Raw genomic sequence first — 22,020 nt, 5'->3', positions numbered from 1 at the left:
CTTTGAAGTCAGATCCCAATGCCTATTGTGCGCCTGCATTCAGGGGGTGCGCCTGAAGGCATGTTGCCTCCCTTTCTGCGAGGGCGGATGAGCAGACTGTAATGTTCCGGACGTCCAATTGGGCATGTCGCCAGAATGGGTAACCATGTGGTGCGGTTCACTATTGGGCGCGGCGTTTAAAGCATGCGCCTTGGGCTGCGCTGTGGATTTCGTGTGTCGCTATGAAGGGGGTGCGCTGAAAGTGCGCCATATGAATGGGATATTAGTACCTGTCAGAGACGGTCTTGGGCTGTCTAACTAAACGCTGGGTCGAGGTAAAATGACGAACGAACAATGGGGCAAAGTCCGCAACAAGCTGCAAAAAGCAGTGGGACAAAACAATTATACCAGCTGGATCGAACCCTTGGAATTTGCCGAGTTGGACGGCGGCGTCGCCCGTTTTCTGGTGCCGACAAACTTTCTGGGTAACTGGGTCAGCCAGAATTTTGGGGACCAGATTCTGAGCCACCTGAACGGCGAGGGCGTCAACGTCGCGCGTCTCGAGTTCAAGGTGCCCGAAAAGGTACAGCCCCGTCCGGTTGCGCAATCTGCTGATGCGGCATCGGCCCCAGCACCTGCCGCAACCAAACCCGATCAGAGCGATCTGCCGGGCGCACCGATTGACGCGCGTTTCACCTTTGACAGCTTCGTTGTCGGCAAGCCGAACGAACTGGCCCACGCTGCGGCCCGTCGCGTGGCCGAGGGTGGCCCTGTCACGTTTAACCCGCTGTTCCTCTATGGTGGCGTTGGTCTGGGTAAAACTCACCTAATGCACGCCATCGCGCACGAGATGAAGACCCGCCAGCCTGACCTGCGCGTGGTGTACCTGTCTGCCGAGCAATTCATGTACCGCTTCGTTCAGGCGATCCGCGAAAAGCAGATGATCGACTTCAAACAGCTGTTCCGTTCGGTCGACGTGCTGATGGTGGACGATGTTCAGTTCATCGCCGGCAAAGACAGTACTCAGGAAGAGTTCTTCCACACGTTCAACGCGCTGGTGGATCAGAACAAGCAGATCATCATCTCGGCCGACCGCGCACCGGGCGAAATCAAAGATCTTGAGGATCGCATCAAAAGCCGTCTGCAATGTGGTCTGGTCGTGGACCTGCACCCGACCGACTACGAACTGCGTCTGGGCGTGCTGCAAACCAAGGTGAACGCCTATCGCGAGCAGTATAAGGGCCTCGTGATTGCCGATGGTGTGCTGGAATATCTGGCGCACCGCATCTCGACCAACGTGCGCGTGCTGGAAGGCGCCTTGATGCGTCTCTTCGCGTTCGCCTCGCTGGTGGGGCGCGAGATCACGCTGGAGCTGGCGCAGGACTGTCTGGGCGACATTCTTCGTGCGTCGGACCGCAAGGTCACCGTCGAAGAAATCCAGCGCAAAGTGTCCGAGCATTACAACATCCGCCTGTCGGATCTGATCGGTCCGCGTCGCGTGCGCACCATTGCGCGCCCACGTCAGGTGGCGATGTATCTGGCCAAGCACATGACCTCGCGGTCGCTGCCGGAGATCGGGCGTCGTTTTGGTGGCCGGGATCACACCACGGTCATGCATGGCGTCAAGCGCATCGACGAGCTGAAGGGCGTGGATGATCAGATCGCGGAAGATCTGGAATTGCTGCGCCGCGCGCTGGAAGCGTAAAGCAGCTGTAAAACGGTGGGTTTTGGGCCTTAAACCCTTGACCCGACCGCGAAAGAATCGGACATTCCGAATAAAGAATTGAGCCGGGCGGGGATCCTGATATGGTCTGCGCCCCGGTATCTGTCAGGAGTGGGACATGAAGATCAGTATCGAACGCGGCGCGCTTCTGAAGGCCGTGGCACAGGCGCAATCGGTTGTAGAGCGTCGGAATACCATTCCAATCCTAGCAAACGTCTTGATCGAGGCCGAGGGCGACAGCGTGTCCTTCCGCGCCACCGATCTGGATATCGAGGTCGTCGATAAGACCGACGCGATGGTCGAACGCGCAGGTGCGACGACCGTATCCGCCGTGACCCTGCACGAGATCGTGCGCAAGCTGCCCGACGGGGCGCTGGTCCAGCTGACCGATGACGGCGCCACCGGGCGTCTGAGCGTCGAGGCTGGCCGGTCGAGCTTCTCGCTGGCAACCCTGCCCAAGGAAGACTTCCCGGTCATGGCCTCGTCGGAATACTCGGCAAACTTCTCGGCCCCCGCGCCGGTTCTGCGCCGCCTGTTCGACAAGTCGAAATTTGCGATTTCGACCGAAGAAACCCGCTATTACCTGAACGGTGTGTATCTTCACGTCTCGGACGCTGACGGCGGCAAAGTGCTGCGCGCTGTGGCCACCGATGGTCACCGTCTGGCGCGCATTGACGCTGATCTGCCCCCGGGTGCCGAAGAGATGCCTGGCGTGATCGTTCCCCGCAAAACCGTGGGCGAACTGCGCAAGCTGCTGGATGACGATGATGCGACAATCGCCGTGTCGGTCAGTGAAACCAAGGTGCGCTTTGCCACCCCGGTTATCACGCTGACCTCGAAAGTCATCGATGGCACCTTCCCCGACTACACCCGCGTGATCCCTTCGGGCAATACGCGCAAGTTGGAAGTGGACGCCACCGCGTTCGCGCAGGCCGTAGACCGTGTGGCCACCGTGTCCAGCGAGCGTTCGCGTGCGGTGAAGCTGCAGTTGGATGAAGATCGTCTGGTTCTGTCGGTTAACGCCCCGGATGCGGGTGCGGCTGAAGAAGAGCTGGCCGTCGCTTACAATGACGAGCGGCTGGAAATCGGCTTCAACGCCAAGTACCTGCTGGAGATTGCCAGCCAGGTAGATCGCGAAAACGCCGTCTTCATGTTCAACTCGTCGGGCGATCCGACCCTGATGCGTGAAGGCAATGATACCAGCGCCGTTTACGTCGTCATGCCGATGCGCGTGTGACCTGCGGGTCTTTGAAGCGTTGAAAAGGAGGGCGTGATGACACTCGCCCTTCGCGAGCTGACACTCAGCCATTTCAGAAGTCACAAACTGGCCCGCCTGTCCTTGGATGGGCGGCCTGTTGCGATTCATGGACGCAACGGGGCAGGTAAAACCAACATTCTGGAAGCTGTGTCCATGCTGTCTCCGGGAAGGGGGCTGCGCCGGGCCGCGCTGGACGAGATGATCCGAAAACCTGAAGCGGTGGGGTGGAAAGTCTCGGCCGTGCTGCAAAGCCTGCACCAGATGCACGAGGTCGAGACTTGGTGCGAGGCTGGGGCATCGCGGCAGGTGAAGATCGACGGGAAGGCGGCGGCGCAGGTGGCGCTGGGCAGGATCGCGCGGATCGTCTGGCTGGTCCCGGTGATGGATCGGCTGTGGGTCGAAGGCGCGGAAGGGCGGCGGCGGTTTCTGGATCGGATGACGATGAGCTTCGAGCCCGGTCATGCGGACGCGGTTCTGACCTATGAAAAGGCGATGCGCGAACGCAACCGGCTGCTGAAAGACGGGCAGCGGGATGCGCATTGGTATGACGCGCTTGAGGCTCAGATGGCGCAAGCCGGCGCGCGGATCATCGCAAACCGCGCTTATTGTCTGGAGCAGTTGCAAGAGGCGCAGGGCATGGCCGAAACCGCTTTTCCGGTTGCGGATCTATCGCTGGTGCAGGCGGATGACAGCGCCCTGCCAAAGAGCGAGGGCGATTTGGCGGTCGCATTTGCGGAAAGCCGGTCGCGGGATTTGTTGGCGGGCCGGTCTTTAGTTGGACCGCATCGCACGGATATGGCGGCGGTCTATGCGGCCAAGGGCGTCGCGGCGCGGGATTGTTCGACCGGCGAGCAGAAGGCGCTTTTGGTGTCGCTGATCCTCGCCAACGGGCGTGCACTGGCGCGAGATTTCGGGGCGCCTCCGATCCTGCTCTTGGACGAGGTCGCCGCGCATCTGGATGCAGGGCGGCGTGCGGCGCTGTATGATGAGATCTGCGCGTTGGGCGCGCAGGCCTTTATGACCGGGACTGGGTCGGAACTGTTCGAGGAACTCGGCGACCGCGCGGCGCATTTCGAAGTGACCGAGACCGACGGCGTGTCGGATGTACAAGAGGTGACACCATGAAAACCAATCGCGTGACCCTGATCACTCTGGGCGTCAAAGACCTGAACCGCGCCCGCGCGTTTTATGAGGCGATCGGGTGGGAACCCTCGAACGTGCTGGATGATGTTGCGTTCTATGACATGAACGGGATGAAGTTCGGCTTCTACACGTTGGAAGGACTGGCCAAGGACACGCGCAAGCCGATCGAAGACCTGAAAACCGGCGCCATGACCCTTGCGCAGTGTTTCCCGTCTGAGGCGGATGTCGATGCGGCCTTTGATAAGGCGCTGGCCGCTGGTGCGACCGAAATTGCGCGCCCGGAAAAGGTCTTTTGGGGCGGGTATTCGGGCTATATCGCCGATCCGGACGGGCATCTTTGGGAATATGCCATGAACCCGTTTTGGGAGATGGACGAGGATGGCCACCTGACATGACAATCACGTTCACAGAGCTGGGGTTTTATATCCTAGGCCTGTTCATCCTGTTCCTGACGCCGGGCCCGGTCTGGGTTGCGTTGGTGGCGCGGACGATGGCGGGCGGGTTTGCGCAAGCGTGGCCCCTGACGATGGGCGTCGCCATTGGCGATTTCTTCTGGGCGATTGCGGCTGCGCTTGGCATGGGCTGGATTGCGTCCAGTTTCGACGGGGCGATGTTTGCGCTGAAGATCGTCGCGGCGTTGTTCTTTCTATGGATGGGGGTGACGATCCTGCGGTCCGCACGGGGCAAGATCCGGACGGATGGTCAGCTGACCCGGCCGGGCGTCTTGGCGGGGTTTATTGCTGGGCTGATCGTCATACTCGCGAACCCCAAGGCCATTCTGTTCTACATGGGTGTCCTGCCCGGCTTTTTTGACCTGTCTGCGATGACCCGGCAGGACATCCTGTTGATCGCGACCGCGTCCTTTGTTGTGCCTATGGTGGGCAACCTGACGATCGCTTTTTTTGTTGGGCGAGCGCGCGCATTGCTGTCGTCCGAGCGTTCGGTTCAGCGGATGAATCAGTTTGCCGGAGGCCTGTTGATCCTCGTTGGATTGATCATTCCGTTCACGTAGGAAAAACATCGCAATCTAGGGCGGAAAACTAGTGTCACTTGCGTGACATTCCCGCCCCACATCTCTATATTTTCGGGAACGAATAACAGGAAGGCCCTCATGGCTGATGACGCGCAGAGTGGCACCGAATACGGCGCCGAATCCATCAAAGTTCTCAAAGGTTTGGAGGCGGTGCGCAAGCGCCCCGGTATGTATATTGGTGACACCGACGATGGCTCGGGTCTGCATCACATGGTGTACGAGGTCGTGGATAACGGCATTGACGAGGCGTTGGCCGGTCACGCCGACGCTGTAACTGTCACGATTCATGCTGATAACTCGGTGTCCGTGTATGACAACGGGCGCGGAATTCCGGTGGATACGCACCCCGAGGAAGGCGTGTCTGCGGCCGAGGTTATCATGACCCAGCTGCACGCCGGCGGTAAGTTCGACTCGAACTCGTACAAAGTATCGGGTGGTCTGCACGGTGTGGGCGTGTCGGTTGTGAACGCGCTGTCCGATTGGCTGGAGCTACGCATCTGGCGTGACGGGAAAGAGCACGTTGCCCGTTTTGAGCGCGGTGAGACGGCGAAGCATCTGGAAGTGGTTGGCGAATGCGGTGACCGCACCGGGACCGAGGTTCGGTTCCTGGCCTCGACCGACACGTTCTCGAACCTCGATTATCAGTTCAAGACGCTGGAAAATCGCCTGCGCGAGCTGTCTTTCCTGAACTCGGGCGTGCGGATCATCATTGAAGACGAACGCCCGGCCGAGAAGCTGCATTCGGAACTGCACTACGACGGCGGCGTGAAAGAGTTCGTGAAGTATCTCGACCGCTCGAAGACCCCTCTGATGGAGGAACCGATTTTTGTCACCGGCGAAAAGGATGGCATCGGGGTTGAGGTCGCGATGTGGTGGAACGATGGCTACCACGAGAACGTGCTGCCCTTCACCAACAACATCCCGCAGCGTGATGGCGGGACGCACCTTGCGGGCTTCCGGGGTGCGCTGACGCGGACGCTGAACCTTTATGCGAACTCCTCGGGGTTGGCGAAGAAGGAAAAGGTGAACTTCACAGGCGACGATGCGCGTGAGGGTTTGACCTGCGTGTTGTCGGTGAAAGTGCCGGATCCGAAGTTCAGCTCGCAAACCAAAGACAAGCTGGTGTCGTCCGAAGTGCGCCCGGCGGTCGAAGGCCTGATGAACGAAAAGCTGCAGGAATGGTTCGACGAAAACCCGCAGATCGCGCGCATGATCGTTGGCAAAATCGTCGAGGCTGCATTGGCCCGCGAAGCCGCCCGTAAAGCGCGTGAAATGACGCGCAAGAAGTCGTCGTTGGACGTCGCATCGCTACCTGGGAAGCTGGCCGACTGTCAGGAAAAAGATCCGGCCAAACGCGAATTGTTCCTGGTCGAGGGTGACTCGGCTGGTGGGTCGGCCAAACAAGGTCGCTCGCGGCACGATCAGGCGGTTCTGCCCCTGCGCGGTAAGATCCTGAACGTGGAACGTGCGCGGTTTGACCGGATGCTGTCCAGTCAGGAAATCGGCACGCTGATCACCGCGCTGGGCACCGGAATTGGCCGCGACGAGTTCAACATCGAAAAGCTGCGCTATCACAAAGTCATCATCATGACTGATGCGGACGTGGATGGCGCACACATCCGGACGCTGCTTCTGACCTTCTTCTTCCGTCAGATGCCGGAATTGATCGAGGGCGGGTACCTCTATATCGCGCAACCGCCGCTGTATAAGGTCAGCCGTGGCAAGTCCGAGGTCTATGTAAAGGACCAGATCGCGCTTGAGGACTACCTGATCGATCAGGGCATCGACGGAACCGTTCTGCGTCTTGCCAATGGCGAGGAAATCGCCGGCGCCGATTTGGCCCGCGTGGTTGAAGGTGCCCGGAACTTCAAACGTATTCTGGACGCGTTCCCGACCCATTATCCGCGCAACATTCTGGAACAAGCTGCCCTTGCCGGCGCTTTTGATCCGGGCCGTGCGGATGCGGATCTGCAGCTTGTGGCAGACGATGTGGCCGCGCGTCTCGACAAGGTCGCCGTGGAATACGAGCGCGGTTGGCAGGGTCGTATCACACAGGATCACGGCATCCGCTTGGCCCGCGTCCTGCGTGGCGTCGAAGAAATCCGCACGCTGGACGGCGCTGTCCTGCGCTCGGGCGAGGCGCGACGGTTGTCGGAAGTCTCGCAAGACACCCGCGATATCTATCGCGAGCACTCGCACCTGTCGCGGAAGGATCGCGAGATCCTTGTGCAGGGCCCGATTGACCTGTTGAGCGCCATTCTGGCTGAGGGCGAAAAGGGTCTGACACTGCAGCGTTATAAAGGCCTGGGCGAGATGAACCCCGATCAGCTGTGGGAAACCACGTTGGACCACGAGGCGCGTACACTGTTGCAGGTGAAAGTGGACGATCTGGCCGAGGCCGACGACATCTTCACCAAGCTGATGGGTGACGTGGTCGAACCGCGTCGCGAGTTCATCCAGCAAAACGCGCTGTCGGTCGAGAATCTGGATTTCTGATTGCCAATCTGACTGTTGAGAGCATCAAAATGCCCCGCCGAATTGTGCGGGGCATTTTGTTTTGTGGGGGCTCGATCGCGCCGCAACGCAACGGGGGCGTGCGGCCCGGTTAAGGCTTCTTCAATCCCGCTGCTTAGAAAGCTCGGCACACCAACGCGCAAAGGTGCCCAGATTCTGGCTGCCTGTCAGCGTGTGAACTTGTCAGGAGCTTGCAATGTCCAATCCCTTTGAAAACCGCTCGCCGTCCCTGCGTGGACCGGCTACCGATCTGGTCCCCGTCGTGCCGTCTGATCTGAGCAATCTGCCCGAAGTGGCGGTGTCCCTATATGTGGAAACCGGTGGCGCCATTTCGTTTGTCAGCGTGGCCGGGGGCATCCGCAATGTCACGGTTGCAAACCATTCCATTCTTCCCGTGGGCGTGCTGAAAGTCATGTCGCTGGGTACCACTGCGACCGGCATCCACGCGCTTGTGCTGACCTGATCTAGGGTCTGCCCTGCATTTCCAAACGCTCAAAACCCGCCTGCAGAGGGCGGGTTTTGTTTTGGGCGACTGCAGAGATCAGACTTTGTAGTAGTCCCGGTACCACGCCACGAAGCTGTTCACCCCGTCGCGGAAATCCGTGGCCGGGCGGTATCCAGTCAGACGCTGAAGCAACGTCGCGTCCGCCCAAGTTGCCGGCACATCGCCCTTCTGCATCTCCATGTAATTGCGCACGGCTTTCTTGCCCAAGGCGTCTTCGATTGCTTCCACAAAGTCCAACAGGCGCACCTTGTCCGAGTTGCCGACATTCACCACGCGATAGGGCGCTGCAGGGGACAGACTGTCGCCTTCTTCAATATCGTCCTTGCTGTCTGGCCGCACCGGAGGGCTATCGATCAGAAGGCGGATGCCACGCACCAGATCCTCGACATAGGTGAAGTCGCGGAACATGTCGCCGTTGTTGTAAATGTCGATGGGTGTGCCCTCGATGATCCCCTTGGTGAACTTGAACAGAGCCATATCAGGGCGACCCCACGGGCCATACACGGTGAAGAACCGGAACATGGTCGAGGGGATGTTCCACAGATGCGCATAGCTGTGCGCCATGCTTTCATTCGCCTTCTTGGTGGCCGCATAGATGGTCAGCTGGTTGTCGGCCTTTTCCATTTCGGTGAAGGGCATCTCGTCATTGGCGCCATAGACCGAGCTGGTCGAGGCCATCAGCAAGTGGTCGACCTCGTGGCGGCGGGCGGCCTCCATCACGTTGAAGGTGCCGACGACGTTCGAGTCGATATAAGCGCGCGGGTTTTCAAGGCTGTAGCGCACCCCGGCCTGTGCGGCCAAATGCACGATGACATCGGGTTCGAACGCGTCTGCCATCTTGTCGAACAGCTCCAGATCTTCCAGCATTCCTTCGGTGGCCGAGAAGCCTTCGTTCTGCAGAAGCATCTGGTGGCGGCGCTGCTTCAAGGTGACGTCGTAATAATCCGTCATCCCGTCGAAGCCGTGGACGCGAAAGCCGTCTTCCAGAAGAAGTTTTGACAGGTGATAGCCAATAAATCCGGCCGAGCCCGTCACCAGAACCTTACGTTTACCCATTGAAAATGACCTTTTCTGAAATCGTCTGTTTCAACCCTAAACGCCGGGTACCCCGACGCCAAGCGCCTTGGCAAGACGCCGCGTTCACCGTGCAAACCCTGTGCGGATGTCAATCTGCTCTGGTTTCAAGGTGCGCGAGGTGATAATCGCTGCCAGACAGGAACATCAAGATAAGGGTGGGAACCGCATGCCTGCTTACAGATCCAGAACTTCTACTCATGGCCGCAACATGGCTGGTGCCCGTGGCCTTTGGCGCGCGACCGGCATGACCGACAGCGATTTCGGCAAGCCGATTATCGCCATTGTGAACAGCTTCACGCAGTTCGTGCCGGGTCACGTCCACCTGAAGGATCTGGGCCAGATGGTCGCCCGCGAGGTCGAGGCCGCAGGCGGCGTCGCCAAGGAATTCAACACCATCGCCGTCGATGATGGCATTGCGATGGGCCATGACGGGATGCTCTATTCGCTGCCGTCGCGCGAAGTGATTGCGGATAGCGTCGAGTACATGGTGAATGCGCACTGCGCCGACGCGATGGTCTGTATCTCGAACTGTGACAAGATCACCCCCGGCATGTTGATGGCCGCAATGCGCCTGAACATCCCGGTGATTTTCGTGTCCGGTGGTCCGATGGAAGCGGGTAAGATCGACATTGCCGATCTGGACATGACTAAGATCGACCTTGTGGATGCAATGGTCGCCGCTGCGGATGACAAGTTCACTGACGAGCAGGTCCAGCATATCGAAGAAAACGCCTGCCCGACCTGCGGGTCGTGTTCAGGCATGTTCACCGCGAACTCGATGAACTGTCTGGCTGAGGCGCTGGGCTTGGCGCTGCCGGGCAACGGCTCGACTTTGGCGACCCATGCCGACCGTAAAGGCCTGTTCTTGGAAGCTGGCCGCAAGATCGTCGAGATCACCAAGCGTCACTATCAGGACGAAGAAAAAGGTCTGCTGCCGCGCGAGATTGCGACCTTCGAAGCGTTCGAGAACGCCATGTCGCTGGACATCGCCATGGGCGGATCCACCAACACGGTTCTGCACCTGCTGGCCATCGCCAACGAAGGCGAAGTTGATTTCAACATGACCCACATGGATCAGCTAAGCCGTAAAGTGCCGTGCCTGTGTAAGGTCGCGCCGAACATCCACAACGTGCACATGGAAGACGTGCACCGTGCGGGTGGCATCTTCTCGATCCTTGGCGAGCTGTCGCGCGCGGGTCTTCTGCACAACGATTGTTCGACAGTGCATTCCAGCACCATGGGCGAGGCGATTGCCAAGTGGGACATCAAGGTTGCCAACAACCCCGAAGCGGAAAGCCTGTTCAAGGCAGCCCCCGGCGGGGTGCGCACCACGCAGGCGTTCTCGACCGAGAACCGTTACAAGGAACTGGACACCGACCGCGAAGGCGGCGTGATCCGGTCCAAGGAACACGCGTTTAGCCAAGACGGCGGTCTGGCGGTTCTGTTCGGCAACATCGCTGAAGATGGCTGCATCGTGAAAACCGCTGGCGTGGATGCGTCGAACCTGACCTTCACCGGGACGGCCCATGTCTGCGAAAGCCAGGACGCTGCCGTGAACAACATCCTGACCGGCAAGGTCAAGGAAGGCGACGTGGTTGTCATCCGTTACGAAGGTCCGCGCGGCGGTCCGGGGATGCAGGAGATGCTGTACCCGACCAGCTATCTGAAATCGAAGGGTCTGGGTAAATCCTGTGCGCTTCTGACGGATGGCCGTTTCTCGGGCGGTACCTCGGGTCTGTCGATCGGTCACGCTTCGCCGGAAGCGGCTGAAGGCGGTGCCATCGGTCTGGTGCAGGACGGCGACAAGATCGAGATCGACATCCCGAACCGCTCCATCAACCTTGCCATCTCGGACGAGGAAATGGCCACACGCCGCAAGGCGCAGGATGAAAAAGGCTGGCAGCCTGCCGAGCCGCGCAAGCGCAAGGTGTCCAAGGCGCTGAAAGCCTATGCGATGCTGGCATCGTCGGCTGCAAAAGGCGCGGTTCGCGTCATCGACTAAACACATTCGGGCGCGTAGGTAGGAATACCAACGCGCCCGTTTTCCCTTTTCCGACCGCCCCTTCTGCCCATAGGCTAAGGCGACGAACGGAAAGGATCCCCCATGCCCATCAAAGCGATTGCCTTCGACGCCTACGGCACCCTATTGGATGTCTATTCGGTCGGCGCCTTGGCGGAAGAGTTCTTTCCCGGCAAGGGTGCGGATATTGCCGTCACATGGCGCGACAAGCAGATCGAATACACCCGTCTGCGGACGATGTGTGACCGCTATGCAGATTTCTGGCAGGTGACCGGGGACGGGCTGGATTATGCCTGCGAGCTGCATGGGATCACGCCAAGCGCCGCGCAACGCGCCGCGTTGATGAGTGCTTATGAAAAGCTGACCGCGTTCGAGGAAAATCACGCCCAGCTGACCCGCCTGAAGGCTGACGGGGTGCCGATGGCAATCCTGTCGAATGGAACGCCCGCGATGATCGACAGCGCGCTTCAGGCCGCCGGGTTGGACGGTCTTCTCGATCATGTTCTGTCGGTCGACACCGTCGGCAAGTTCAAAACCGCGCCCGAAGCGTATCAGATGGGGCCGGATGCGTTCGGCCTCGACGCGTCAGACATACTGTTCGTGTCGTCCAATTGCTGGGACATCTGCGGCGCCACGTGGTTCGGCTATCACACGATCTGGCTGAACCGCTACGGCCTGCCGATGGAGCGATTGGGGGTCGAGCCGATGGCGCGCGGGACCAGCCTGAAGGACGTGGCGGATTACGCGCTGGCGTCGTTCGCCGGGTGACGCTGGGTGCGTTTCGGTCCCTGATCGGTGATCATGTCATACGATAGCGTATGGTCCATATTCCGCATCCGGTGCCGAAGCATTTGCCGTGTCAGTCGCAACAAATCCCCAGCATGTTCCGGTTTGTTTGCAACATTTTCCAACTCGCCCTGACCATCGTGATCAAACAGCAGCGGCGGCAGATCTGCGGCGAACTCGATCAGGGTAAACCGTTGGTCGCGCAGGATGCCGACGCAGGAATTGCTGGCATCCGTGCCTAGCTCTTTTTGCCAAAGCGTCGGTGTGATCGGATCGCCGAAGTCCAGCTCCGAGAAGGAATAGCCGCGCCAGCCCTCGGGCGTGTCACCTGATAGAAACGGCAGCAGAGACCGCCCGTCCATCGCGTTCGGCACCTCTTGTCCAACCCATGACAGGATCGTTGGCGTCAGGTCGATGCTCTCGGTCGGCACGTCCACCTCATGCCCCGTTTTGCAGCCCGGCGCGTGGATGATCAGCGGCGTGTGATAGGCCGCGTCATAGACCGAGTGTTTGCCCCACGCGTGGTGATCGCCCAGCATTTCGCCATGGTCGGCGGTGACGATCAGCAGCGTGTCGTCCCACTGGCCGCTGTCTTTCAGGAACGACACCACACGTCCGATGTGGTGATCCACCTCGGTCGCCAGACCCAGATAGACGGCACGCAGGGCTTGCAGGGTCTCGTCGCTGTCATCAGCCTTGGCACCCAGCACAAAGTTCGCGGCTTTTTCCTTGGCCAAAGCTGGGCCGAAGAACGGGTGCACGGCGGCTTCGTCCGCACGCGAACCAATGCGGGTGGGCGCGGGCAGGGAGGTGGGGTCGTACATGTCGTTATAGGGCGCAGGGGCTACCAGCGGCGGGTGCGGGCGGATATAGGTCAGATGCGCGAACCAGCTTTGATCGGCATAGGCGGGCATCCGGTCAAGGAACTGATCGGTCAGGAAGGCGGTGTCGCTGTCCTCGGCCTTATAGACAGCCGGGGCGTTCAGCGCAGAGCCATCGCCGCCCGGAATATAAAGCTGCCAGTAATTATCCCAGTGATGCCCCTTGCCCATCAGGTAGGACCGCCACGGGTAGGACATCTCAAGCCGCATCTCGACCTGCTCGACAAAACCGGACATGGCTTGCTCATAGGTCTGCACCGCCGGATCGTTCGGCGCGAATGCACGGGGATCCTGCGAGGTGTCCGTATAGCCAAACAGCATCGGCAAATAGCCCGCCTTGCGCATCTCGCTGGCGATGGTGGGTGTGTCGTGACGCAGCGGCGTGCCGTTGCGAACCGAGCGGTGGTTCATCGCATACTGCCCCGTCAGGATCGAGGCACGCGACGGTCCGCACGGGTTCACGACCGAGAAGTGACGTTTGAACGTGACGCTGTCATCCATCAAAGCGCGCAGGTTGGGCAGGTCCACATGATCGGCCAGCGCGCTATGCAGGCAGTCCGCCCGCAGCTGGTCGATGATGATAAACAGAACGTTCTTCTTGGCGGTCATCGCGGATCCCTCCCCTGTTATGAAATTGATAGGGCATGGATTTTCAATCGGTCCAGCGGAAGTTTCACTGGACCCGTCGAAATCAGCAAACTGGTACGTAGGGCAAAAGAAAAGCCGCAGCGCTTGGGGGCGCTGCGGCTTCGACCCGAAAGGGTGTGTTTAAATCAGGCCTCGGCGCGCGACAGAACGCTGGCCGGGCGCACTTTAACCAGTGCTGCGGTCAACATGCCTGCAAGGGCCGCTTTGATCACGTCGCCGGGAATGAAGGCGGTGATCAACGCGGTCGCTTCCACAAGCGACTTGTCCAACATGAAAGCCATGCCCGGAATGCCGAAGGCATAGAGCACGATGATGCCGCCCACGACGGAGGCCACACCGGCGCTCAGCCAGACGGGGCCAGTACGCCATTTTTCAGTGATCAGGCCGGTGACGAAGGCCGCGATCGGGAAGCCGATCAGGAAGCCGACGGTCGGGCTTGCAAAGACGCCAAGGCCTCCGCGTCCGCCAGCCAGAAGCGGCAGGCCGATGGCGACCAGCAGCAGGAACAAGAGCACAGCCAGCGCGCCGCGCTTGGCGCCCAAGATGGTGCCGCACAACATGATGCCAAGGCTTTGGGCGGTGATCGGGACGCCGAAGAACAGGTCGATCTTCGGGATCAGACCCAAGGCCGCGATTAGCGCTGCGAACAGCGCAATAAGGGTTACGTTCTTTTCCATGATTTCTCACTCCTTCATAGCGTCGAAACCGCCGCGCGCGCGCAGCGCGTCGGCAATGTGGTCTGCGTCGTCCAACGCAAGAACCGTGAATGGCAGGATAATGCGCCAGCCGGGACGGTGGGCAGACCGGGCGCGCCAGGCCTCGGTCAGGTGGGTGCCTTTTGCGAGAAGCACAGGCGTAAAGCGGATGACCAGCGCAATCGCGGTCTCAAGATATTCGGTACGCAGACCTAGTGCACGCAGGGGAGTGGCCAGACAGCGCACGACGGCGATCATATCAGACAGGCGCGTGGTCATGGTGACCAGATTGGCCAGCCCCACGGCGGTCAGCATGCGCAGGATGATCACCAGCCCGTCCACGGGGCTGCGGATGATGATGTGATAGATCCCGACCAGCAGAACGAAGGGCCACAGCACTTTCAGTGCACGCAGGCCTGCGCGCAGGAAGCTTTGGCCGGGCAGGGCATAAAGCGTCAGCGTGGTTGCGAACGCGGCCGTGTGGAACCACAGGCTTTGCATCTGGAACAGCACGATCGTCACGACGCAGAGCGCCGCCAGCTTCAGACCGGCAGGCCAGCCGTGGGCGCGGGTCTCAATCGGAGAGGTCAGAGATATCATCGCTTTCCCCCTTCTGTTTCATCTGGGCTGTGAAGGCGGGCAGCACATCGGCGGGCAGACCTTGCTGCGCCAGTGCCCCGGCTTCGATCCAGATGACATGATCATAGGCCGAAAGTTCGTCGGGGTCATGGGTGACATGGACCAGAGTGCCTTCGTAGCGATCCAGATAGCGGCCCAGCTGCATCCGTGTGGGAATGTCCAATCCGGCGAAGGGCTCGTCCAGCACCAGAATGCGCGGGGCCATTGCCAGCACTGCCATCAGGCAGACCAGTTGCTTTTGCCCCTGAGACAGCCCGTGCACATGGCTGTCAGCCCAGTGGTTTTTGCCAAAACGGTCCAGCTGCGCCCGGGCAGCTGCCTCGGGATCGTCCAGTCCAAGCTGGCGCAGACCAAAGGCCAGTTCCTCGACCACGGTGGGGAAGATGATCTGGTGATCTGGGTTCTGAAACAGGATGCCCACCAGCGACAGCGCAGCGCGGCGGTCTTTGGCCGGGTCGATCCCATCGACGCGGACGGTGCCCGCGCTGGGCTCGACCAGTCCTGATAGCAACCGCGCAAAGGTGGTTTTGCCCGATCCGTTGCGCCCGATGATGCCGATGCGTTTGGCGGTCAGGTCTACTGACATGTCCGCGAGAATCCGGCGCTCGGCCACCGCAAAGCTGGCAGCTTGGAATTCGATCCGCGCGGGTTTCAACTGACTGTCCATGTGCCCTTTCCAAGGCCGCGAAGTTTGCAGGTGTTTGACGGGCCTTTTAACCGGACGCAATAGGAAATTCCTTAGAAAATCGCAGAAACCGTAGTTTCACTACGTCACATTTCTGGCTTCGAATTTGATCATCTCAGGTGCAGAATACCGTCGTGAGTCTATTCCATTGACGTTGGGTCAACTCGCCGCGTTCGGCGACCATCCAATATGAGTTCTCGGACGGGAGCGTTTCATCGGACAAACGGATTAGCGTGCCGGACGCCAATGCGCCCTCGACCAGCGGGACCGATGCCAGCAATACACCCGCCCCGGCCCGCGCTGCAGCGAGCGCGGCGGTGAAGGTGTCAAAGCGCAGATATGGGATCGGGGTGGGGGCGTCGCCCGTATGGGCCGCCCATTCATGCCAGCCCATGCGCGGGCCGGACAGCCCGATCCGGGGTAGATCCTGCCAGTGCTCCGGGTCCATGCCTTGCATCAAGGTGGGCGCGGCGACGGGGGCCAGTACCTCGTCAAACAGGCGGGCGCGGTGGGGGATGCTCCAATCGCCGCTACCGTAACGCAACCGCACCCCGCGCAGCTGCGGATTGTCCTCGGAGGCCAGCATCAGCGTCTTGAATGACAGCTGCACATCCGTGCCCAGCGACAGTCCCGCCAGCCGCGGTGCAATCCAATGTTCAAGGACCGAGGCGCTGCTCCAGACCGTCAGGCGCTTACGTTGAATGCCGAACAGCTCTTCCGAGCTTTGGCGCAGCGTTCCCAGCGCGTGGGTGACGTAGGGAAGCCATGCCTCGCCCTCGACCGACAGGACAACGCCGCGCGGTTTACGAATGAACAGCGCCACACCCAGCCGGGTTTCCAGATGTCCGATGCGCTGACTGATCGCGGCCTGCGTTAGCCCGGTTTCCTGCGCGGCGGCGGTGAAACTGCCCAACCGCCCGGCGGCCTCGAATGCGTGAACCCAATCGAGTGGCAGGTTTGAAAGGGGGTTATCCATAAGCATATCGGGGTCTCAGGTGTGATTTCGCTTGGTTGTCCTTATCACGCTTTGCGCGGACAATCACCACAGGATCAAAGCGTCACAGGAGACACGCGCATGTTTACCACCCAGCTCGACCCATCGGGCCAGGTTCTGACCCTGACAACCCCCAACGGCCCCCTTCGTTTTCACGCCATGTGGCTGCGTGACAATTCCTGGGACCCTGAAACCCGTGCGGCTGGCAATGGCCAGCGCCTTTTGTCGCTTGGCGAATTGCCCGCCGACACGCATATGACCGACGCTTCGGTCAGCGGTGACCAGATCACCATCAGCTTCGCGCCCGAGGGCAAGACCGTCACCTATGACGCAAGCTGGCTGATCGAAAACGCCTATGACCGCCCTGCACCGGATGATCGTGGCTGGCTGGGCGATGGGATCGAGACATGGGATTCGGGCCTAATGGGCGCCGTGCCCATCGGTGACTTTGCGCAGCTCTCTTCGGACCCTGACGCGCTGGCTGCGTGGCTGGAACAGGTTACGCGCTATGGCTTCGGCAAGGTCGTGAACGGTCCGGTCGAAGACGGTGCGCTGTTCAAAGTGGTCGATCTGTTCGGCTATGTGCGTGAAACCAACTATGGCCGTCATTTCGAGGTGCGGACCGAGGTGAATCCGACCAACCTGGCCTTCACCGGGCTGGGGCTTCAGGCGCATACGGACAATCCGTACCGCGATCCGGTGCCCTCGGTTCAGGTGCTGTATTGTCTGGAAAGCTCGGCCGCTGGCGGCGAGAACATGGTGGTGGACGGCTTTGCTGCCGCCCGACGTCTGCGCGAAGAAGACCCAGCCGCCTTCGATGTTCTGGCCAACCACTGCGCCCGGTTTGAATATGCAGGCGAAGAAGGTGTCTGCCTGCAATCCCGCCGCCCCATGATCGAACTTGCCCCGGATGGCGAGATCATCGGCGTGCGCTTCAATAACCGTTCGCTGGCCGCAGTGACAGACGTGCCGTTTGACCAGATGCAGGCCTATTATGCGGCCTATCGTCGACTGGGCGAGATCATTGACGACCCCGCGATGGAGGTCACCTTCCGTCTTGATCCCGGCGAGGGCTTCGTGGTCGACAACACCCGCGTGTTGCACGCGCGCAAAGGATATTCCGGTGAAGGCACGCGCTGGCTTCAGGGGTGCTATTCGGACAAGGACGGGCTGCGCTCGACCGCTGCCGCCCTGTTGCGGACGCGCACGCAGGAGGCTGCGGAATGAAGCCGGATATCGAAACCCTGACGCCTGACAACATCGTCGAGTTCATCGGCGGCATCTTCGATCGCCGAGGCGACGAAGAGTATCTGGGTGAAGACGTCACCATGGCCGAACACATGCTGCAAGGTGCCACGATCGCCGAGCAGAACGGCCAAAGCGAAGAGATCATCGTGGGTGCCCTTTTGCATGATATTGGCCACTTCACGTCCGAGTTCGGCACCTATCACCCCGATGACACTGAAGATCGTCATCACGAAGATGCGGGCGCCGAGGTGTTGGAGCAATTCTTCCCCAGCGTGATCACCGATTGCGTGCGCTTTCACGTTGCGGCGAAACGCTACCTGTGCGCCACGAAGCCATCCTATTTCGACCGGCTGAGTGCTGCGTCCGTGCATACGTTGGAATTGCAGGGTGGACCGATGAACACGGATGAGGTGGCCGCGTTTGAGGCGAACCCCAACCTGAAAGAGATCATCGCCGTCCGCTATCTGGACGAAGCAGGCAAGCGCGCCGGGATGGAAACGCCAGACTATTGGCACTTTGCCCCGATGGTTCAGCGCATGGTGGATCGCCACCTCGGGCGGGCGGTGGATTAAGTGTCCTCAGCGTTACGCAGGTGGAAGGATTAGATAGGGGGCCTTGAAGCAGAACTCCTCGAGATTTGCTTCAAGGCCAATCCTATCTACCACCGCATAAAGCCCCTGCGCTCCGATCGGGGCGAGGACGCCGTGCCATATGCCCTTGTGCAGGTTGACCGCCTGATCCGGGCGCATCACGAAGGCGCCCGGTGTGCCGGGGATGCCGTTTTCGTCCGGGCAGACCATGACCAGCAGGGGCACTCCGTTCATGGGGATGAAGGCCTGCGATCCCAACGGGTGGCGCTCGACCAGATCCAGCGCATAGGGAAAGTGCCGTGCCTTGCCGTCAAACAGGCTGATCCCGGCGCGCCCCTCACCAAAGTCCAGCTGCGCCAGATCGTGGTGGCGCTGGCACTGGCCTGCGTTGATGGTCAGGCTGTTGCGGTCGGTCAGTTCCAACACATCTCCGAACGGGGCGAAGGCCTCGGCTGTCAGGGGCCGCGCGGTGATTTCGGTCATGGCAGAAGATCCATCAGGCGGAAGGCGGCGATGCGTTCGACTTGGCAGCAGGCCTCGGCAAATTCGGTGGCGCGGTCATTGTGGATGCGCCGCTTGAAGGCCGCGAGAATAGATGCTTTGTCGTGATCCCGTACCGCGATGATGAAGGGGAAGCCGTGTTTGGCCACGTAATCCGCGTTGAGCTGCGTGAAGGTCAGCCGCTGCTGGTCCGTCAGCATATCCAACCCGGCGCTGGCCTGTTCCGAGGTGCTTTCTGCGGTTAGCCGCCCAGCCGCCGCCAGCTTGCCCGCCAGATCCGGGTGCGCAGTCAAAACGCCGAATCGTTCGTCATCGCTGGCGGATCGGAAAGCGCGGCACAGCGCGTTGTGCAGGCCAGCCGCGCTGTCATGGGCGGGGCCAAGCTCCAACTCGAAGGCACGCTCGGCGACCCAAGCGGAGTGCTCGAAGATCCCACCATAGAGCTCTACAAAACGGTCGCGCGTCATCTGGCTGGGGCGTTCGATGCGGGTGTGGGGGTGGTGTGTGGCCCAGTGCTCGGCGATCTCGATCCGGCGTGGGCACCAGACATCGTCGTGACGTTGGATATGGTCGATGAACCGGCGCAGGCCCGCGATTTTGCCGGGGCGCCCGATCAGGCGACAATGCAGCCCGACCGACATCATTGCGGGACGATCCCCGGCCTGCCCTTCGGCATGGAGCGTGTCGAAGGCGTCGATCAGGTAGTCCCCGAAATCATCGCCCGTCACCCAGCCCGGTGCGGTGGCAAAGCGCATGTCATTGGCTTCCAACGTGTAGGGGATGATCAGCTGATCGCGATCTCCGATCTCGGCCCAATAGGGCAGATCATCGTCATACGTGTCCGAGATATAGTCGAACCCACCATGTTCGGCGACCAGTCGCACGGTGCTTTCCGAACAGCGCCCGGTGTACCAGCCGCGTGGAGGCGTGCCGACGACTTCGGTATGTAGACGAACGGCCTCGGCAATCGCGGCGCGTTCATCCTCCTCGGGCATGTCCTTGTGCTCGACCCATTTCAGACCGTGGCTCGCGATCTCCCACCCGGCGTCCTGCATGGCGGCGACCTGCTCGGGGCTGCGCGCCAACGCCGTCGCGACGCCATAGATCGTCACCGGAATGCCCGCACCGGTGAACAGACGGTGCAGCCGCCAAAACCCCGCCCGCGCGCCGTATTCATAGATGCTTTCCATGTTCCAATGCCGCTGGCCGGGCCACTGGGCGGCACCGGGAATGTCGGACAGGAAGGCCTCGGACGCGGCATCGCCGTGCAGCACGCAATTCTCGCCACCTTCCTCATAGTTCAGGACAAACTGAACCGCGATCTTGGCGTCATTGGGCCAGTTTGGGTTGGGCGGCGTCGGGCCGTGGCCGCGCATGTCACGTGCGTATCTGTCGGGCATGGGTTCCCTCGTGCTTGGTTCCTGTCCACCCTTCCAAGGAACGAAGGTCAGGTCAAATGGGATTGCGCGGGGGCGCCGATCCCCCAATAGTGGAGCCAAGGAAAGGACACGCCATGACCGGATATCTGACCACCCACGTTTTGGACACGGCACGCGGCTGCCCGGCGGAAGGCCTCCGCATTGACCTCTACCGGATCGAGGGTGACGTGCGAGCGCTGGTGAAAACCCTTGTGACCAATGACGACGGGCGGACGGACGAACAGATCCTGCCCGCGGACGAGTTCGAAATTGGGGTCTATGAGCTGGTCTTCCACGCGGGCGACTATCTGCGTGCGAGCGGACAGAACAGTGAGAACCCACTTTTCCTGGATGTCGTCCCAATCCGTTTTGGCATGTCCGAGCAAGCGCATTATCACGTGCCGCTTCTGCTATCGCCCTACGGCTACTCGACTTATCGCGGAAGTTAATCCTGTTCGAAAACAACCTGTTATAATTTTTGCGACTTTTCCCGCCGCATCTGCGACCCGTTCCCAACCGCGCTTTCGCTTGACTCGTCCCTGCCAGTTCTGACATTCAAGGCCAGCGATCGGTTCCGCGTGTGCAGAAGCACCGCGGAAGTAATAGGGAACCCGGTGAGGTGTAGCCAACAGGCGCCAAAACCGAGACTGCCCCCGCAACTGTGAGCGGCGAGCGAAGCTGAACATGCCACTGGGTCCGCCCCGGGAAGGCCAGCCAAGCGAAGACCCGCAAGTCAGGAGACCTGCCGGACGCTGGGCATTTGCCCATTTCCACCGGACGCCGGGGTGAGCGTCTGGCCCGGCGGTCCAAAGACCCTCCCGTGCCAAAACCCCGTTCGTTCATTCTTGATTGCAGGTCATCCCTGCGACGTCGAATGAGGACGACATGAAAAAGAAACTTCTGGCCGCTACACTGGCCGCTTTTGTACCCGTTGCCGCGCAGGCACATTTCCTGCTGCAACACACCGATGAGGTGCTGATCGACAGGCCCGGCGATGTGCCGATGGGCCTGATCTTCTGGCACCCGATGGAGAACGGGCACGCCATGGATATGGATGCTCCGCAAGAGTTCTTCATGATCCACAATGGTGAAAAGACCGACCTGATGGATCGCGTGGCGCCGGCCACCTTCAAGGGTGCGCACAATGAATCCGCGGCCTTCACCGCCTCCGTGCCGGTCAAACGCTCGGGCGACTATGTGGTCGTGACCGTGCCTGCGCCGTACTATGAAGAAAGCGAAGACATTTACATCCAGCAGATCACCAAGTCGGTTCTGAACCGCAATACGCTGCCCACCGACTGGGACCAGCCCGTTGGCCTGCCGACCGAGATCCTGCCGCTGAACAAGCCCTATAACGTCGTCGTTGGCTCGACTTTCTCGGGCGTGGTTCTGTCGGACGGCAAGCCAGTCCCCGGCGCCGAGATCGAGATCGAGTACATGGCCTCCGAGCCTGACCTTACCGCGTTCGCAGCCACCGACAGCACGGTTAACCCGATGTCCGGCGGCACCATCGTCGCCCTGACCGACGCAAACGGCGTCTTCACCTTCGGCATTCCGAAAGCGGGCAACTGGGGCTTTGCGGCCTTGGGGTCGGGTCCGGCAACCGAACATAACGGCAAAGAGCTGAGCCAAGACGCGGTTCTGTGGGTCCACGCCACAGAGCTGAAGTAAGGAACGCGCGCG

At 60.6% G+C, this 22,020-nt stretch carries 21 protein-coding genes and 1 riboswitch; of the genes, 13 read left to right on the top strand and 8 right to left on the bottom strand.

The window, feature by feature from the left end; all coding sequences use genetic code 11:
- Positions 1–319 precede the first annotated feature (319 nt).
- The 7 genes from dnaA to G0Q00_RS14210 all read left to right on the top strand — a co-directional run bounded on the left by dnaA (position 320) and on the right by G0Q00_RS14210 (position 8,113).
- The gene (gene dnaA / locus G0Q00_RS14240; RefSeq protein ID WP_163040539.1) at positions 320–1,684 is read left to right on the top strand and encodes a chromosomal replication initiator protein DnaA; all 1,365 of its coding nucleotides are present in this window, start codon (positions 320–322) and stop codon (positions 1,682–1,684) included.
- 136 nt (positions 1,685–1,820) lie between these two features.
- The gene (gene dnaN / locus G0Q00_RS14235) at positions 1,821–2,939 is read left to right on the top strand and encodes a DNA polymerase III subunit beta (protein ID WP_163040537.1); all 1,119 of its coding nucleotides are present in this window, start codon (positions 1,821–1,823) and stop codon (positions 2,937–2,939) included.
- Positions 2,940–2,975: 36 nt separating this feature from the next.
- Complete coding sequence (gene recF, locus G0Q00_RS14230) at positions 2,976–4,085, top strand: DNA replication/repair protein RecF (protein WP_203565018.1); 1,110 nt, start codon at positions 2,976–2,978, stop codon at positions 4,083–4,085.
- Positions 4,082–4,498, top strand: coding sequence for a VOC family protein (locus G0Q00_RS14225; protein ID WP_163040533.1), 417 nt, complete (start codon positions 4,082–4,084; stop codon positions 4,496–4,498). Before recF ends, G0Q00_RS14225 begins: the two co-directional genes overlap by 4 nt.
- Positions 4,495–5,115, top strand: coding sequence for a LysE family translocator (locus G0Q00_RS14220; RefSeq protein ID WP_163040531.1), 621 nt, complete (start codon positions 4,495–4,497; stop codon positions 5,113–5,115). The genes G0Q00_RS14225 and G0Q00_RS14220 overlap by 4 nt, the downstream gene beginning before the upstream one ends.
- Positions 5,116–5,214: 99 nt before the next feature.
- Positions 5,215–7,632 (top strand): DNA topoisomerase (ATP-hydrolyzing) subunit B, encoded by a 2,418-nt coding sequence (gene gyrB, locus G0Q00_RS14215; protein WP_163040529.1) that lies wholly within the window; start codon positions 5,215–5,217, stop codon positions 7,630–7,632.
- Positions 7,633–7,846: 214 nt separating this feature from the next.
- Positions 7,847–8,113 (top strand): hypothetical protein, encoded by a 267-nt coding sequence (locus tag G0Q00_RS14210; RefSeq protein WP_163040527.1) that lies wholly within the window; start codon positions 7,847–7,849, stop codon positions 8,111–8,113.
- Positions 8,114–8,191: 78 nt separating this feature from the next.
- Here the strand turns inward: G0Q00_RS14210 and G0Q00_RS14205 are convergent, their stop codons facing one another.
- Positions 8,192–9,211, bottom strand: coding sequence for an NAD-dependent epimerase/dehydratase family protein (locus G0Q00_RS14205; protein WP_163040525.1), 1,020 nt, complete (start codon positions 9,209–9,211; stop codon positions 8,192–8,194).
- Between the two features lie 187 nt (positions 9,212–9,398).
- On the opposite strand from G0Q00_RS14205, the gene ilvD reads away from it, so the two are divergent.
- On the top strand, positions 9,399–11,234 hold the full coding sequence (ilvD, locus tag G0Q00_RS14200; RefSeq protein ID WP_163040523.1) for a dihydroxy-acid dehydratase: 1,836 nt from the start codon (positions 9,399–9,401) through the stop codon (positions 11,232–11,234).
- 102 nt (positions 11,235–11,336) lie between these two features.
- Positions 11,337–12,020: a haloacid dehalogenase type II gene (locus tag G0Q00_RS14195; RefSeq protein ID WP_163040521.1), complete on the top strand. Its 684-nt coding sequence runs from the start codon at positions 11,337–11,339 to the stop codon at positions 12,018–12,020.
- On the opposite strand, the gene G0Q00_RS14190 is transcribed toward G0Q00_RS14195, so the two are convergent.
- From G0Q00_RS14190 to G0Q00_RS14170, 5 genes are all read right to left on the bottom strand, one after another.
- Positions 11,993–13,528 (bottom strand): alkaline phosphatase family protein, encoded by a 1,536-nt coding sequence (locus G0Q00_RS14190; protein ID WP_163040519.1) that lies wholly within the window; start codon positions 13,526–13,528, stop codon positions 11,993–11,995. The genes G0Q00_RS14195 and G0Q00_RS14190 overlap by 28 nt on opposite strands.
- Before the next feature lie 164 nt (positions 13,529–13,692).
- Complete coding sequence (locus tag G0Q00_RS14185; RefSeq protein WP_163040517.1) at positions 13,693–14,244, bottom strand: biotin transporter BioY; 552 nt, start codon at positions 14,242–14,244, stop codon at positions 13,693–13,695.
- Positions 14,245–14,250: 6 nt separating this feature from the next.
- On the bottom strand, positions 14,251–14,862 hold the full coding sequence (locus tag G0Q00_RS14180; protein ID WP_163040515.1) for an energy-coupling factor transporter transmembrane protein EcfT: 612 nt from the start codon (positions 14,860–14,862) through the stop codon (positions 14,251–14,253).
- Complete coding sequence (locus G0Q00_RS14175) at positions 14,837–15,568, bottom strand: energy-coupling factor ABC transporter ATP-binding protein (protein WP_163040513.1); 732 nt, start codon at positions 15,566–15,568, stop codon at positions 14,837–14,839. Before G0Q00_RS14175 ends, G0Q00_RS14180 begins: the two co-directional genes overlap by 26 nt.
- Positions 15,569–15,701: 133 nt before the next feature.
- Positions 15,702–16,562: a LysR family transcriptional regulator gene (locus tag G0Q00_RS14170; protein ID WP_163040511.1), complete on the bottom strand. Its 861-nt coding sequence runs from the start codon at positions 16,560–16,562 to the stop codon at positions 15,702–15,704.
- A 99-nt stretch (positions 16,563–16,661) separates the two neighbouring features.
- Between G0Q00_RS14170 and G0Q00_RS14165 the strand changes: the two genes are divergently transcribed.
- On the top strand, positions 16,662–17,807 hold the full coding sequence (locus G0Q00_RS14165) for a TauD/TfdA family dioxygenase (RefSeq protein WP_163040509.1): 1,146 nt from the start codon (positions 16,662–16,664) through the stop codon (positions 17,805–17,807).
- The gene (locus G0Q00_RS14160) at positions 17,804–18,400 is read left to right on the top strand and encodes an HD domain-containing protein (RefSeq protein WP_163040507.1); all 597 of its coding nucleotides are present in this window, start codon (positions 17,804–17,806) and stop codon (positions 18,398–18,400) included. The genes G0Q00_RS14165 and G0Q00_RS14160 overlap by 4 nt, the downstream gene beginning before the upstream one ends.
- Positions 18,401–18,412: 12 nt before the next feature.
- On the opposite strand, the gene G0Q00_RS14155 is transcribed toward G0Q00_RS14160, so the two are convergent.
- Together G0Q00_RS14155 and puuE are read right to left on the bottom strand one after the other, a co-directional pair.
- Positions 18,413–18,901 (bottom strand): ureidoglycolate lyase, encoded by a 489-nt coding sequence (locus G0Q00_RS14155; RefSeq protein ID WP_163040505.1) that lies wholly within the window; start codon positions 18,899–18,901, stop codon positions 18,413–18,415.
- Positions 18,898–20,319, bottom strand: coding sequence for an allantoinase PuuE (gene puuE, locus G0Q00_RS14150; protein WP_163040503.1), 1,422 nt, complete (start codon positions 20,317–20,319; stop codon positions 18,898–18,900). Before puuE ends, G0Q00_RS14155 begins: the two co-directional genes overlap by 4 nt.
- 113 nt (positions 20,320–20,432) lie before the next feature.
- On the opposite strand from puuE, the gene uraH reads away from it, so the two are divergent.
- Entirely contained in the window at positions 20,433–20,786 is a 354-nt protein-coding gene (uraH, locus tag G0Q00_RS14145; protein WP_163040501.1) for a hydroxyisourate hydrolase, read from the top strand.
- 103 nt (positions 20,787–20,889) lie between these two features.
- Positions 20,890–21,102, top strand: a riboswitch (cobalamin riboswitch).
- A 120-nt stretch (positions 21,103–21,222) separates the two neighbouring features.
- Positions 21,223–22,008: a DUF4198 domain-containing protein gene (locus G0Q00_RS14140; RefSeq protein ID WP_163040499.1), complete on the top strand. Its 786-nt coding sequence runs from the start codon at positions 21,223–21,225 to the stop codon at positions 22,006–22,008.
- The last annotated feature ends 12 nt before the right edge of the window (positions 22,009–22,020 follow it).

This window comes from Aliiroseovarius sp. PrR006 (assembly GCF_010500215.1).
Lineage (GTDB): Bacteria > Pseudomonadota > Alphaproteobacteria > Rhodobacterales > Rhodobacteraceae > Aliiroseovarius.
This window is presented reverse-complemented; position numbering and strand designations above follow the sequence as displayed.

What these genes read in the sequence shown, in the direction of transcription:
- dnaA (WP_163040539.1), top strand. Translation starts at nt 320, where the DNA reads ATGACGAACGAACAATGGGGCAAAGTCCGCAACAAGCTGCAAAAAGCA.
- dnaN (WP_163040537.1), top strand. Translation starts at nt 1,821, where the DNA reads ATGAAGATCAGTATCGAACGCGGCGCGCTTCTGAAGGCCGTGGCACAG.
- recF (WP_203565018.1), top strand. Translation starts at nt 2,976, where the DNA reads ATGACACTCGCCCTTCGCGAGCTGACACTCAGCCATTTCAGAAGTCAC.
- G0Q00_RS14225 (WP_163040533.1), top strand. Translation starts at nt 4,082, where the DNA reads ATGAAAACCAATCGCGTGACCCTGATCACTCTGGGCGTCAAAGACCTG.
- G0Q00_RS14220 (WP_163040531.1), top strand. Translation starts at nt 4,495, where the DNA reads ATGACAATCACGTTCACAGAGCTGGGGTTTTATATCCTAGGCCTGTTC.
- gyrB (WP_163040529.1), top strand. Translation starts at nt 5,215, where the DNA reads ATGGCTGATGACGCGCAGAGTGGCACCGAATACGGCGCCGAATCCATC.
- G0Q00_RS14210 (WP_163040527.1), top strand. Translation starts at nt 7,847, where the DNA reads ATGTCCAATCCCTTTGAAAACCGCTCGCCGTCCCTGCGTGGACCGGCT.
- G0Q00_RS14205 (WP_163040525.1), bottom strand. Translation starts at nt 9,211, where the DNA reads ATGGGTAAACGTAAGGTTCTGGTGACGGGCTCGGCCGGATTTATTGGC.
- ilvD (WP_163040523.1), top strand. Translation starts at nt 9,399, where the DNA reads ATGCCTGCTTACAGATCCAGAACTTCTACTCATGGCCGCAACATGGCT.
- G0Q00_RS14195 (WP_163040521.1), top strand. Translation starts at nt 11,337, where the DNA reads ATGCCCATCAAAGCGATTGCCTTCGACGCCTACGGCACCCTATTGGAT.
- G0Q00_RS14190 (WP_163040519.1), bottom strand. Translation starts at nt 13,528, where the DNA reads ATGACCGCCAAGAAGAACGTTCTGTTTATCATCATCGACCAGCTGCGG.
- G0Q00_RS14185 (WP_163040517.1), bottom strand. Translation starts at nt 14,244, where the DNA reads ATGGAAAAGAACGTAACCCTTATTGCGCTGTTCGCAGCGCTAATCGCG.
- G0Q00_RS14180 (WP_163040515.1), bottom strand. Translation starts at nt 14,862, where the DNA reads ATGATATCTCTGACCTCTCCGATTGAGACCCGCGCCCACGGCTGGCCT.
- G0Q00_RS14175 (WP_163040513.1), bottom strand. Translation starts at nt 15,568, where the DNA reads ATGGACAGTCAGTTGAAACCCGCGCGGATCGAATTCCAAGCTGCCAGC.
- G0Q00_RS14170 (WP_163040511.1), bottom strand. Translation starts at nt 16,562, where the DNA reads ATGGATAACCCCCTTTCAAACCTGCCACTCGATTGGGTTCACGCATTC.
- G0Q00_RS14165 (WP_163040509.1), top strand. Translation starts at nt 16,662, where the DNA reads ATGTTTACCACCCAGCTCGACCCATCGGGCCAGGTTCTGACCCTGACA.
- G0Q00_RS14160 (WP_163040507.1), top strand. Translation starts at nt 17,804, where the DNA reads ATGAAGCCGGATATCGAAACCCTGACGCCTGACAACATCGTCGAGTTC.
- G0Q00_RS14155 (WP_163040505.1), bottom strand. Translation starts at nt 18,901, where the DNA reads ATGACCGAAATCACCGCGCGGCCCCTGACAGCCGAGGCCTTCGCCCCG.
- puuE (WP_163040503.1), bottom strand. Translation starts at nt 20,319, where the DNA reads ATGCCCGACAGATACGCACGTGACATGCGCGGCCACGGCCCGACGCCG.
- uraH (WP_163040501.1), top strand. Translation starts at nt 20,433, where the DNA reads ATGACCGGATATCTGACCACCCACGTTTTGGACACGGCACGCGGCTGC.
- G0Q00_RS14140 (WP_163040499.1), top strand. Translation starts at nt 21,223, where the DNA reads ATGAAAAAGAAACTTCTGGCCGCTACACTGGCCGCTTTTGTACCCGTT.